The organism is Nostoc sp. PCC 7107 (assembly GCF_000316625.1).
Lineage (GTDB): Bacteria > Cyanobacteriota > Cyanobacteriia > Cyanobacteriales > Nostocaceae > Nostoc_B.
Genome location: NC_019676.1, coordinates 479,339 through 492,262, shown reverse-complemented (window position 1 = coordinate 492,262; position 12,924 = coordinate 479,339). Strand labels below are relative to the sequence as shown.

The 12,924-nt window shown below is 39.1% G+C and carries 9 protein-coding genes and 1 pseudogene; 4 read left to right on the top strand and 6 right to left on the bottom strand.

The genetic code is table 11. The annotated features are described in order from the left end of the window. Positions 1–11: 11 nt before the first annotated feature. The 3 genes from NOS7107_RS02115 to NOS7107_RS02105 form a co-directional block, all read right to left on the bottom strand. The gene (locus NOS7107_RS02115) at positions 12–1,448 is read right to left on the bottom strand and encodes a cell wall metabolism sensor histidine kinase WalK (protein WP_015111335.1); all 1,437 of its coding nucleotides are present in this window, start codon (positions 1,446–1,448) and stop codon (positions 12–14) included. Continuing rightward, positions 1,445–2,158 (bottom strand): DUF4079 domain-containing protein, encoded by a 714-nt coding sequence (locus tag NOS7107_RS02110; RefSeq protein ID WP_015111334.1) that lies wholly within the window; start codon positions 2,156–2,158, stop codon positions 1,445–1,447. Before NOS7107_RS02110 ends, NOS7107_RS02115 begins: the two co-directional genes overlap by 4 nt. A 158-nt stretch (positions 2,159–2,316) precedes the next feature. After that, positions 2,317–2,784, bottom strand: a complete 468-nt coding sequence (locus NOS7107_RS02105) for a DM13 domain-containing protein (protein ID WP_015111333.1) — start codon at positions 2,782–2,784, stop codon at positions 2,317–2,319. A gap of 264 nt (positions 2,785–3,048) precedes the next feature. Here NOS7107_RS02105 and NOS7107_RS02100 point away from each other — a divergent pair, with 264 nt between their 5' ends. Together NOS7107_RS02100 and NOS7107_RS02095 are read left to right on the top strand one after the other, a co-directional pair. After that, positions 3,049–5,343, top strand: a complete 2,295-nt coding sequence (locus NOS7107_RS02100) for a glycosyltransferase (RefSeq protein ID WP_015111332.1) — start codon at positions 3,049–3,051, stop codon at positions 5,341–5,343. 109 nt (positions 5,344–5,452) lie between these two features. Next, positions 5,453–6,598 (top strand): IS4 family transposase, encoded by a 1,146-nt coding sequence (locus tag NOS7107_RS02095; RefSeq protein WP_015110984.1) that lies wholly within the window; start codon positions 5,453–5,455, stop codon positions 6,596–6,598. Positions 6,599–6,724: 126 nt separating this feature from the next. Here the strand turns inward: NOS7107_RS02095 and shc are convergent, their stop codons facing one another. Next, positions 6,725–8,632 (bottom strand): squalene--hopene cyclase, encoded by a 1,908-nt coding sequence (shc, locus tag NOS7107_RS02090; protein WP_015111331.1) that lies wholly within the window; start codon positions 8,630–8,632, stop codon positions 6,725–6,727. Positions 8,633–8,759: 127 nt separating this feature from the next. On the opposite strand from shc, the gene NOS7107_RS02085 reads away from it, so the two are divergent. Next, entirely contained in the window at positions 8,760–9,920 is a 1,161-nt protein-coding gene (locus NOS7107_RS02085; RefSeq protein WP_015111330.1) for a glycosyltransferase, read from the top strand. Between the two features lie 79 nt (positions 9,921–9,999). Here NOS7107_RS02085 and NOS7107_RS02080 read toward each other — a convergent pair whose 3' ends face one another. Together NOS7107_RS02080 and NOS7107_RS02075 are read right to left on the bottom strand one after the other, a co-directional pair. Continuing rightward, positions 10,000–10,443, bottom strand: coding sequence for a type II toxin-antitoxin system YhaV family toxin (locus tag NOS7107_RS02080; protein ID WP_015111329.1), 444 nt, complete (start codon positions 10,441–10,443; stop codon positions 10,000–10,002). Continuing rightward, a complete protein-coding gene (locus NOS7107_RS02075; protein WP_015111328.1) occupies positions 10,427–10,765 on the bottom strand; it encodes a hypothetical protein in 339 nt (112 codons plus the stop codon). The genes NOS7107_RS02080 and NOS7107_RS02075 overlap by 17 nt, the downstream gene beginning before the upstream one ends. A gap of 494 nt (positions 10,766–11,259) precedes the next feature. Between NOS7107_RS02075 and NOS7107_RS27530 the strand changes: the two are divergent. Beyond that, positions 11,260–12,774: pseudogene (locus tag NOS7107_RS27530) on the top strand (ISNCY family transposase). Positions 12,775–12,924 lie beyond the last annotated feature (150 nt).

Here is a 12,924-nt window from a genome sequence, read left to right as displayed (position 1 = left end):
ATTAATATTTATTAGCTAGAGCTTGATAAATAAGCAGACAAGGTAATTGTAAATATACTCCCTTCACCTAAACGCGATCGCACCGTTACATTTCCATTCATCCCCTCAACTAAAGTTTTTACAATGGATAGTCCTAAACCACAGCCACCAGTGGAACTAGTACGGGCTTCATCTATACGATAAAATCGCTCAAAAATTCGTGATTGATGTTGTAAAGGAATACCATAACCTTGATCACAAACTTGAATGATAGCTTGGTCTGCTTGTTGATAAAACTTAATAGTGACAGCAGTTGTTGGATCAGAATACTTAAAGGCATTATCGATTAAATTGAGTAAAACTTGTTTGAGGCGATTGTAGTCAGCTTTAGCCTCAATGGGCTGGTTAGTTGATTCAATTGTAATCTGGCGATCGCTATAAGTCTTCGCCATGACTACAATTTCTGAGATTAAATCATTTAACAAACAACGTTCTAGGCGAAATAGTAAATTACCACTATCAGCCCTGGCTAAATCGAGTAAGTCTTGTAACAGCCGAATGGTACGTTCGGCTTCAGCTGCGGCTGTGGCTAAAGCTTCTTGTTGAACTTCTGTTAAGTTATTCTGCCGCCGTAAGACGCTTTGCAAATAGCCATGTACGATAGTTAGGGGTGTGCGTAATTCATGAGATACATTACTAACAAATTGTCGCTCTTGCTCCCAAGATTGGAACAGCCGCGATAACATCATGTTGTAAGTTTGAGTTAATTCTCTAACTTCGCTGGGTGCTTTATCTAAATAAAGTTGAGCTTGTCCTAAGTCTGCAATGGAAATGACTTCTGTCATTTGACTTAACTGGCGTAGAGGTTGCAAAGAACGTTTGATGTAAAATGCGATCGCTACAGAAATAATTGTAATAGTGACAATACTGCCAATCCCCAAACTCTTCACAATCACTAAAAACATGCTTTGTTCTTGGGTGACATCCTGCACGACAAGTAATGTTCCCACACTTTGACCTTGTAATCTCAAAGTACTCCCACACATCACAAAGTAGCTTTTACCCATTTCTTGGGCTATGGGTTTAATTGATGTCTGAGTTAAATCCATTAACTCAGATACTTTTTTTGGCGGTAATTTATTTAAGTTATCTGATTGGGCTATTATTTGATTCTGGGAATTTTTGACCCACAAATATGTATTTGCTGTACTTAAATTATTAATTGCCTTTTGCAGCCCATTTTCTTCAGGTAAAACTTCTGTATAAAGCTCTACATAATAAGGCAAATGTTCGGTAATTTGTTGAATATTATTTTTATAATTATTAATTAAAAATTGCTGCATTTTCCAGCTTGTCCAGATAGCTAGGCTACCTAATCCTAAAGCCGAAACCGCAGCAATTCCAATTGTAAGTCGAACGCGTAGTGAAAAAGGATCAATTGCGCGAAAAATTTTCTGAATTTGATTCACTTCGGTGGTTGAGGGGTTGGTGTTGGACAAGTTTTGTTAACATAATCACACTGATAAATATAAGGTTCCTGCCAACTCAAAGGAATTTGTAATAAATCTCTTGTACCTGTTAATCCTTGTCCAATAAACAGTAAAAGAGCTACGCAGTTTAAAACTGTATGAATTACCCGCCAGCGATGAGACTTATAAATATCTTGCACAATTGCCAAGGAAAATACCATCAGTAGAGATGCTGTAATGCCAATATAGTAGTGTGACCAATACCACTCACTAGTCAAGCGATAAACACCATCTTGACAGCCTAAAACTACTAAACCAATCCCAGTTAGAGTAGCAAAAATAGCTCGCCATAACTTTTGTTTTGCTTGATAAAGTAATACTAAAGAAGCGATTGTCGCCACAAACATTAATATGATAAAAATTACTTGAAAATTAGCAGTATTCCATAATTGCTTTTTGATAATATTTTTACCAATGGGATAGGCTAACCCGACCAATGTTAAGCCAACAACGGCACTGGTTAACCAATCACCTAACTGTTTATGTTCTTTCCCAACTACGGGGGGAATTTTACTTTTAGCTTCAGTTAAATTTTGCAAACGACGTTGACGTGTTTGCCAAGCAAAATTAACAACAGTCCCAATCAAAGGAAAGACAAAAACAACTGCGATCGCCGGATGTAAAAGCCCAAGAAAATCTGCTATTTCCATAATTTTTTTGTATTATAACTATCAAAATAGAATATATACATCAGTAGCCAGAATTCAGAATTAAATTTTCTTGTAAGTAATGAATTGCCCAATAATGTAGCGGTGGCGACTCAATGAGCATAGTGATTCTCATTTCTGAATTCTGACTTATTCTACAATTAACCACCTAAACTCGCATAACCAAAAGTCGCATTAAATTTGCGACACCAGACTGCTACTGATCTATATCCAGACAATTGGAGATTTCTTGGTATAACGTAGCTTTGACTACCATTAAATCGTCTCAATCGACCAATTAAAACATAATCTTTTCTTTTTAAACCATAGATTTGAGGTGCAGCCGAGCGGTGTAAAATCACGTATACATCAGGGCCGCTACTGGTGCTAAAATTGCGATCAAATTGCAAATATCTGGTGTTATTTCTTGTGACAATGCTGACTTTTCCTTTCGTTGCATGTTCTCCACGGCGAAAGTAAGCAGACTGACCTACAGCAGCAGCCAGTTGAGTAATTGCAGTTTGAGCAACAGGTATTGAAGCAGGTGTCTGATATGCAGTTACTTCTTTAATAGAGCCTAAGCTAACACTTGCAATCATACCAAAGATAGCTAAACTATTAAATTTCATAGTGTTTAGATCCTCATATCTATATGAGGAAAATTTATAGCTGTCTGTGATGATGAATATTAAATTAAGCTGAGAATTAGTTAAAAATTTAGTTCAGCTATTTTTATCAGAATTTAATCTCGTTAATTTTAAACTTATTTATCCAGAAAATAGCCATAAAATTTATTTTTTCATCTAATATTTAAAGGTGAGCATAGTCAATAGACTATATAATATTTTCATCTAAATACGTTAAAAACTTTAGTTATTTAGGAGATTAATCAAGTGCAAAAACGTAAAATTGCCAGACTTAATCTTTTGAATCAGAGAGATATATATTCTGAACATCTTGTTAATCAAAGAGTTTTTATTTTTCGCCTAGTGGCACTGATGCTGTTGAGCATTGTGATATTATCTGGCTTGCTTGTAGTAGGTTGGTTTGCTGGTGAGATGACAATTGATGGTTTTTTCGCTCAAATTTATGTTTGGCAAATGAACCCGCCAATGTGGTTAGAAGCGCCAATGGTAAATAATAAATATTTACTTTCATTAACCCTGGTATTGCTAATCACAATGTTTGTCGTGATGAAACTTTCACCCCAGCCTCGTGTTTGGTCGCAGCGGTTAGTAGTTGGCATATTAATTATCTTAACTTTGCGGTATTTATTATGGCGATCGCTTTCTACCCTGAACCTTGCAGATCCATTAAATGGTGCAATTAGTTTGGGGCTATTTGCTTTAGAGATTTTGATGATTTCTAGCAGCTTAATTGAACTATTTTTAATGTTAAATATTAAAGAGCGTCACCGGGAAGCGGATGAAAAATCTATTGCGGTGATTAATGGTGATTTTATACCATCTGTAGATATTTTGATTCCTACATACAATGAACCAGCATTTATTGTGCGGCGTACGATTATTGGTTGTCAAGCCCTAGAATATCCCCAAAAAAACATCTATCTTTTGGATGATAATCAGCGCACCCAAATGCAAGAACTAGCAGCAGAACTTGGCTGTCACTACATTAGCCGAGCAAATAATCAACACGCTAAAGCCGGAAACTTAAATAATGCACTCACCCAAACTAATAGTCAACTAATTGCTGTTTTTGATGCAGATTTTGTTCCTACTAAAAACTTTCTGACTCGCACAGTGGGTTTTTTTCAGGATGAAACTATAGCCATAATTCAAACACCACAAAGCTTTTATAATGTTGATCCCATAGCCAGAAATCTAGGCTTAGAAAATATTCTTACTCCCGATGACGAAATATTCCATCGACATATTCAGTCGATGCGAGATAGTGCAGAAAGCGCCATTTGTGCGGGTACTTCTTTTGTTGTGCGCCGCACTGCGTTAGAAAAAACTGGTGGTTTTGTCACCGAATCTTTATCAGAAGATTATTTTACAGGAGTTAATTTAACTACTTACGGTTATCGGATTATTTATTTAAATGAATTACTCAGTGCTGGTTTAGCCGCCGAAAATATAGCTGCTTATGCAACGCAACGCCTGCGTTGGGCGCAAGGTACACTTCAAGGTTTGTTTATTCAGTCTAATCCGCTCATCGTTCCGGGATTTAGTTTGATGCAAAGATTAGCTCATTTGGGAGGATTTTTGAGTTGGTTTGCCACTATTTCCCGAATTTCCTTTCTTTTGATACCCTTGGCTTATTCATTTTTGGATGTTACTCCGATTCGGGCAAAATTACCAGAATTAATTTATTTTTGGTTGCCTGTTTACTTAGTTAATCTCTCCGTATTTGCCTGGTTGAATAAGTATTCTCGTTCGGCATTTCTATCAGATATTTATTTCTTAGTATTATGTTTTCCTGTGGCTTGGACAGTAATTAACTCTCTGCTGCGTCCCTTCTCTACAGGATTTAAAGTCACACCCAAAGGAATCAGTAGCGATCGCTATACTTTCAACTGGAAATTAGCCTTACCTTTAATTCTATTATTTATTGCTACAGCTATTAGTTTGTGGCAAACCATCTGTATGTGCATACTTAAACAATCTATGGCTACAGAAGTACCAGCAATGGCTGAACAAACTGTAGGTATGGGCGTAGGTTGGGTGTGGAGTATCTATAATTTACTCATGATTGGTTCGGCAATTTTAGTTTTGCTAGATGCACCCAAAACAGATAAATTTGAATGGTTTGATCTACGGCGAGTTGTTGAATTAAAAATTGGGAAGGAAAGTTTTTGGGGTGTTACCACAATGATGTCGGAAATTGGTGCAGAGATAGCTCTAACTCAGCAACTACCCACAAATTTATGTGTAAATCAACAATTGGTAATCAAAATTGCGGAAGAAAATTTACACCTAAGTGCAGAGATGGTCAGTACTGGATTTGCTAATGAATTTCCCATTATCCGCGTTTATTTTGAATCAGTCAGCCTGAATCAACATCGTCGTTTAGTAGAAATGTTATTTTGTCGTCCCGGACAATGGAAACGTCAAAATGCACCAGGAGAGTTAAGTTCTTTATTCTTACTATTGAGAATCTTGCTGAAACCCCGCTTTATTTTTGATAGAAAAATCGATGTTAGCCCAGTTGTCGTGACTAAGGTCTAACAGCTGAAGGGGTGACAAAGCGGCTGAAGCCAAGAAAATAGAGGAGCGTGACCGTTTTGGGGTAAAAAAAGATAGGTCAGGTATTCTCAACAAGACCTATCAAATGATAATGTTACCTAAATTCTACCAAAACTGCTTTCAAAATGTACTGACACCCGCACAGTACAAGATGCTAGAAATCTTACTAATGCTATTGCAATTTCATAAAACTGTGACAATTGAGAAACTAGCAACAGTATTTCCACAACCGATAAAATTTGAAAGTCGGAGGCGGAGTATACAAAGATTTTTACTACTACCTCAGTTGTCGATTCCATATCTGTGGTTTCCCCTGCTCAAACGATGGGTGAAAAATAGTCTGAAAAGAGGAGAGAAACGGCTAATATTTGCGATTGATAGAACACAATGGCGTTCACAAAATGTATTTGTAATTAGTTTAATAGAACAAAAAAGAGCAATACCTGTGTACTGGCTATTGTTACCTAAAAAAGGATGTAGCAATTTGGGAGAGCAGAAAAAATTAATTCGTCCACTATTGCAGTTATTTAAGGGATATCAAATGCTGGTACTGGGAGATAGAGAATTCCACAGTATAAAACTAGCAAATTGGTTACATAGCAAGGGCATTGACTTTGTATTGCGTCAGAAACAAGGTACTTATATTCGGCAAGAAAACCAATCACACCAACGCTTACAATCTTTGGGATTAACTCCTGGCATCTCGTTTTTTTTGACAGGGATTCAAGCAACTAAACAGAAAGGGTTTGCCAATTTTAATCTCGCCGGATATTACAAGCGCAAATATCGTGGAGTTGTTGAGCCTGCTGGCTGGTTTTTATTAACTAACCTTGATAGTCTCAAAGATGCCATTAAAGCATTTAAGTTGCGGAGTGGTATCGAAGCCATGTTTAAAGATTGTAAAACTGGGGGGTATAATCTCGAATCTACTTATGCTGATGGTCAACGTTTGATAGCACTGATTTTATTAATTGCTATTGCCTATACTTGTGCTATTTTAGTTGGTCGTAATTCTCGCTCCTCTGGACTACAAAAATATGTTGGTCGTCTGAAGGAGTTACAACGATTGCACCGCCGACATAGTGCTTTTTGGATTGGTTTGTATGGTCAGTTATGGGTAGGGGCAATGGAATTTTGGGCTGATTTAGCTCATGAATTGATGCGCCTCAAGCCCAGTAAACTGCCATATTTTCAACAAGGTCTACGGGCTATGACTCTTATCCAGTCTGCTTTATAACTTTTTTGTCACCCCTTCAGGTCTAACAGGTTGTTTGAAAAGTGGTCGGCTGTCATATTGCTTATGAGTAAATAAAAACCACAGATGGATATCCATCTGTGGTTTAATTTTGCAAAATATCTGGCTTTATTTGATGTTGTGATATCTTCCTAAAGCAATTAACGGGAAATACTGCTGATACAGATGATATTTGAGATAAAAATGGCAGGGGAAACCAGTACCAGTAAAATCGGCTTCAAACCAAGTACCGTCTGGTTTTTGTGTTGATACGAGATAATTAATCCCGCGTTCAATTGCTGACATGGCAAATTTACCAGTCGCTTCACCTGCGGCTATTAGCCCAATTAACGCCCAAGCAGTTTGCGATGCTGTACTGCGTCCTTGTCCTTTGAGGCTAGGATCGTTGTAAGTGCGACAAGTTTCACCCCAACCGCCATCAGAATTTTGACATCCAACTAACCAAGCTGCGCCTTTGTCTATATTGGGCTGATACTTTTGTGGGTTAATTAAAGCCAAAGCTGAGAGAACACCACTGGTTCCGTAGATGTAATTTACGCCCCAACGCCCAAACCAACAACCTTCCGGTTCTTGTTCTGCTAGGAGGTAAGAAAGGGCGCGTTCTAGGTTGCGAGAATCAATGGAAAGGTCACAAGCACCCAGCATTTCTATGACTCTGGCGGTGACATCAGCGGTGTTGGGGTCAATCATCGCTTTTAAGTCGCCGTAGGGGATGGAATTCAGCCATTCTTGATCATTATCTAAATCAAACGCAGCCCAACCACCAGGACGACACTGCATAGATGCAACCCAATTTAAAGCACGGGCGATCGCAGCTTGTTTTAAACTTTCATTAGGCAGTTTGGCTGGGTGCAAAGCCATCACCACTACGGCTGTATCATCCACATCGGGATAAAAGCGATTGTCAAATTCAAACGCCCAAGCACCGGGTTTACCTTGGCGATTTTTTACCGTCCAATCACCATAATCCAGGATTTGCTTTTGTAGTAACCATTCTCCCGCTTTGACAATCGCCGGATCATCAGGTGCAAAACCAGAATCTATCAAAGCCCTTATTACCCAAGCCGTATCCCACACCGGAGATATGCAAGGTTGAATACAGTAGTTTTCTTCAGTTTCTATGGCAAAGTTATCAATGGCTTGAAATCCGCGTTCGACAATGGGGTCGTTTTGGCTATAACCCAAGCACTTCAACGCCAGCATAGAATTAAGCATCGCCGGAATAATCCCGCCCCAGTCGCCTGTAGCTTCTTGGCGTTCTAAAATCCACTTTTCGGCGGCTTTAATTCCTTCTTGGCGGAAAGGTACTAAATTCAGACTTTCGGCTAATTTAAAACCTTGATCTAATGTCAAGAATAAATCAGTCCAATCACCTTGGCGGGGTAATTCATACTGGACTTGATTTAAACCTTCGGCGTATAACTCATCTAAATTAATTGCTTGGTCAAGTTGATAAATAGGTTTGCTGTCACACACAATTAACAGCGGTACAGTGCTAGAACGCGCCCAGCTAGACATTTCGTAAATGTTGACGGGGAAAGCTGGCGGTAACAGCATAATCCACGGCGGGAGAGAAGGAATACCACGCCAGCTGTAACAGCCAATCAAGGCTAGATGTAATTTGGTAAAAATGCGGGTTTTACTGATACCGCCCCGTTGGAGAATAAAATCCCGCGCCCTTATCAAAGCTGGGTCGGTTGCGGGTACACCCAACAGCCGTAGCGCCATATATGCTTCTACAGAAGTGCTGATTTCGCCACCATCATCATAAAAGAGTTCCCAACCGCCATGCTGCCGTTGCTGAGAACGCAAGTAGTTCTCCATTTTATGTAATGGACGAGTTTTATCTGTTCCCCAAATTTTATGCAGTAGAACAACTTCCGCCGTAATGGTGACATTAGATTCTAACTCCGCCCACCAATAGCCTGCGGGATATTGCATCGACAGCAGATATGCTTGGCTGGCTGCGATCGCATCTGCAACTTGATTGACTTGTACCCTGTCTTGTGTTTGCATTAAATCCTACTCAAACTCAACACCACTCAACATTTAGTTTTGAATACGGCAATACGGAGAAAAATTTTTTTCCCATAATCAGCAGACATAGTATTCTGTCTGAGACACTGAGAATTTGCAAGAGGTTATGGTGGCAATTGTACTAGGGTTGATGGTCTTATCCTTAATAATTTGGTTAGGATTACTGAGTTTACGGGGACAGTTTTGGCGCTTAGACCAGCAGTTAGAACTCACAACTCCTCAGCTAAAATCTTTACCAAAAGTGTGTGCGGTGATTCCCGCCCGGAATGAAGCGGATGTTTTGCCTATTAGTTTGCGATCGCTCTTACTACAAAATTATGATGATACTTTGAATATATTTTTAGTAGATGATCGCAGTACTGATGGCACATTTGGCTGTGCGGAAGGAGTCGCCCACGCTGTAGCTAAACCCCAGCAATTGCAAATTATCTCTGGTGAACCCTTACCTGTTGGGTGGTCTGGTAAACTCTGGGCTGTTGAACAAGGTATTCAACAAGCAAAAACACTCGCCCCTGATTATTTTTTACTTACCGATGCAGATATTGAACATGATGTCAATAATCTACGGCGACTTGTTGCCAAAGCTGAACAAGAAAATTTAGACTTGGTTTCTGTGATGGTGCGGTTGCGCTGTGATAGTCCTTGGGAAAAATTGTTAATTCCCGCCTTCGTCTTCTTCTTCCAAAAACTCTATCCTTTCCGCTGGGTGAATCATCCCCAAAATCCCACGGCGGCGGCGGCTGGCGGGAGTATTTTAATTCGGCGCACAGCCTTAGAACGAATCGGCGGTATTTCCAGTATTCGCCAAGCTTTAATTGATGATTGTTCTTTAGCTAAGGCCGTGAAATCAACTCAAGGACGTATATGGTTAGGGTTGAGTAGCTTAACTCGCAGTTTGCGTCCTTACAATTCCCTAGAAACAATTTGGGGTATGGTGGCGCGGACTGCTTATACTCAATTAAATTATTCACCTGTGTTACTACTGGGAACAGTGGTGGCTATGACCTTGATTTACTTGATGCCGCCTTTGGGTGTGATTATTGGTGTAATTTTAGGTAATTGGATAATTGCGCTGATAGGTTTAGCTACATGGTTATTAATGGCATTAGCCTACTTTCCGATTCTGCGGTTTTATCACTGTTCACCTTTATTAGCTTTTAGTTTACCTGCGATCGCCTTTCTCTACACTTTAATGACAATAGATTCAGCTATCCGCCATTGGCAAGGACGCGGTGGTGCGTGGAAAGGACGAGTGTATCCGGGGTGAAACATATTTTGCTAGTACACCACAGCGTAAATAAACATCCTGCCATATAAGCTTTTTGACTTTTGACTTCACTGCTGTACTAGTCTTCCGTTATCAACTCATCCAAACTATCGGGAAATTTCCCTTGTTCAATCATCTCAGTAAATACTTGGTAACAGTCATCTTTTGCTCCTGCTTTACGCGGAAATCCTAACCACAAAATAACAATTGCCTTTAACTGTTCTGTATCAAAAGCCCGAAAAAATAACCGATACCTTTCGGGTAAACCTATCTTTTTTACCCTTCCGTAACGTTTTAATGCTCCTGTTAAAGCAAAATAACTAGCAAAGGGATCGTTAGGAATCTTAGTTTCGATTACCAGATTAATTGCTGCAAATAACTTTACTGTTGTATGGGTTTTATATTCAGGTTCTGGTAATTGCTGTTGCAACTGAGAAACACGTTCAAATAACTCTTGATATTGAGATCCAAATAACTGTGGGTGAAAATAAATTTCCCAGTCATTACTAATAAACTTCGCCATCTTCTAATGAATCATCGTCTAATCCTACATCTGCAATCAGTTGACGAGCGGCTTCTGACATTTCAGTTGTATAAAGTTGTAATTTATTATTTTTTAATGCTTCTGTCATGGCAAAATCAAGAAACAGCTGCATTAATACTGAGTCCTCCTCTTCTTCAGCCGATTCAGGCACAATCCGCAAAATAGCCGTATCTGGTGATAGTACCTCTATCCAACCATCTGCATTGGCAAATTGAGGATGCTCCCGATAAAACTCAGATGGTAGCCTAAATCCTGCACTGTTACCAATTTTAGTACTCCGAATATTGTAGGAATTACTCATAAATGATATGTATATACATACTGTAATTACATAATAACAAACGCGATCGCCTTTCTCTACACTTTAATGACAATAGATTCAGCTATCCACCATTGGCAACGGCTCGGTGGTGCATGGAAAGGACGAGTTTATCCTGGCTAAATGTACAATCTCGTCACTTTCTCTTCGTGTCCTACTCTGGGGGAATGCCTGACAGCGAACGGGAAGCTGCTGACTCATCTATGCGTTTTTGACGACGATATAGGAGCGATTACCCATTAATTGCGATCGCTCTTGCTGGTTGACCAGATGCGTAAATCTCCCACATTGTCAGATAAGCTTGCTCTAAACCTAGCGTGGCAAAACTTACTAGAGAAGAGCGGAAATCCTGTAATCTTGACCTTGTAGCGAAATAATGGTGCAAAAACTTGGCAAGAAAAAGTTTAAAACCAGAGGCAACATCGTTTGAAGTACTCGATTGTGTTCAAAAAAAATGCCCCTCGTGCGGGGAAGCAATGTGGAATGAATACAATAATCCTCGACATATAAGAACATTAAATGGGGTAGTAGAACTACAGCTAAAAATTCGTCGATGTCAAAATAAGTCATGTATGCGGTATAAAAAAGCATATCGACCAGAGCGAGAAGGGTCACTCGCTCTACCACAGAACGAATTTGGTTTGGATGTGATTGCTTATATAGGAGCATTACGCTACCAGGAACATAGAAGTGTTCCCCAAATACACACTCACCTCGAATTAAAGGGTATATGTATAAGTCAACGAACGGTTACGCACCTAATTGACAGATATGACGAATTACTTTCTTTATGGCTAAAAGATCATAAAAGGTTAAAAGCAATAGTGGCTAATCAAGGACGGGTGATATTAGCTATTGATGGAATGCAGCCAGAAATTGGACATGAAGTATTATGGGTAATTCGAGATTGCTTATCAGGAGAAATAATACTTGCTAAAACCTTATTATCATCAAGAAACGAAGATTTAGTGGCGTTATTATTAGAAGTAACTAATACCCTAAATGTACCAATTGATGGCGTTGTTAGTGATGGACAACAATCAATTCGCAAAAGCTGTTAGGTTAGCATTACCTAGTATTGCTCATGGTTTATGTCATTATCATTACCTGAAGGAAGCTATTATTCCCATATATGAGGCGGATCGACATGCAAAAAAGGAATTAAAGAAAAAAGTTAAGAGGATTACGAGACATTGAACGTAGTGTTACCAATGAAGATAAGGATTTGGCAAACATTATTGAAGATTATTGCTCGGCAGTACGTAGTTCTATAACCAATGATGGTCATCCACCGTTAGAAGCATCTGGATTAAAGTTACAAGAAAATTTGACTTTGATAGAACAAAGCTTAGAACGGATGGAAAAAAAGTGCTTTACCACCACCTTTAGTCAACCTAAAACACCTGATAGCTAAAGGTTTATCTGCGACTGCATCTTTATTTTCACCTGTTATAGTTGCATATCAATGGGTTGATAAGGCTAGTAATATTCTCAATAATAAAATAGGTCTTGATGCTGCTGGAGTTAAACAAAGTTATCAGGAACTATTAAGAGAAATGTCCCAACAAAAACAGAAAGCTGGTACACTCAATACCGCAATCGATAACTTTATAAAAACTACCCATAACTACTGGTCTGGACTTTTTCATTGTTACGAAATTGAAGATTTTCCCCGAACTAATAATGACTTAGAAAATGCTTTTGGTATGCTACGTCATTATCAACGTCGTTGTACTGCTCGTAAGGTTGCCCCCTCATCCCTCGTTATTCGTGGTTCTGTCAAACTTGCCTGTGCGTAGGCGTAGCCCGTCGTAGACATCGCTACTAAGCTTCATTCTTTTACCGCATCTGATTTAGCACAAGTTGATATTCATACTTGGCTCGAATTACGCTCTCAATTGCAAAAACACCACAAAGCCAGAATTGAACAATATCGATTTCGCAGAGACCCCAAGGGTTACTTGGCTAATTTAGAGAGTCGTCTTCTCTAGTAAGTTTTGCCACGCTAGCAAAAAAGCTATAAACCCCAAAACTAGCTTGTTATTAAAACTTAAGGGAGTTTTGGGGCAAATAATAACCGCAACAGAAAAATAGTAAAAAGACGCAGTAAAATCAAACAAACTCGTCGGGTTAATAGGTAA

Coding starts and splice junctions, on each gene's coding strand:
- NOS7107_RS02095 (WP_015110984.1), top strand. CDS start 5,453: ATGTTACCTAAATTCTACCAAAACTGCTTTCAAAATGTACTGACACCC.
- shc (WP_015111331.1), bottom strand. CDS start 8,632: ATGCAAACACAAGACAGGGTACAAGTCAATCAAGTTGCAGATGCGATC.
- NOS7107_RS02080 (WP_015111329.1), bottom strand. CDS start 10,443: ATGGCGAAGTTTATTAGTAATGACTGGGAAATTTATTTTCACCCACAG.
- NOS7107_RS02105 (WP_015111333.1), bottom strand. CDS start 2,784: ATGAAATTTAATAGTTTAGCTATCTTTGGTATGATTGCAAGTGTTAGC.
- NOS7107_RS02110 (WP_015111334.1), bottom strand. CDS start 2,158: ATGGAAATAGCAGATTTTCTTGGGCTTTTACATCCGGCGATCGCAGTT.
- NOS7107_RS02075 (WP_015111328.1), bottom strand. CDS start 10,765: ATGAGTAATTCCTACAATATTCGGAGTACTAAAATTGGTAACAGTGCA.
- NOS7107_RS02085 (WP_015111330.1), top strand. CDS start 8,760: ATGGTGGCAATTGTACTAGGGTTGATGGTCTTATCCTTAATAATTTGG.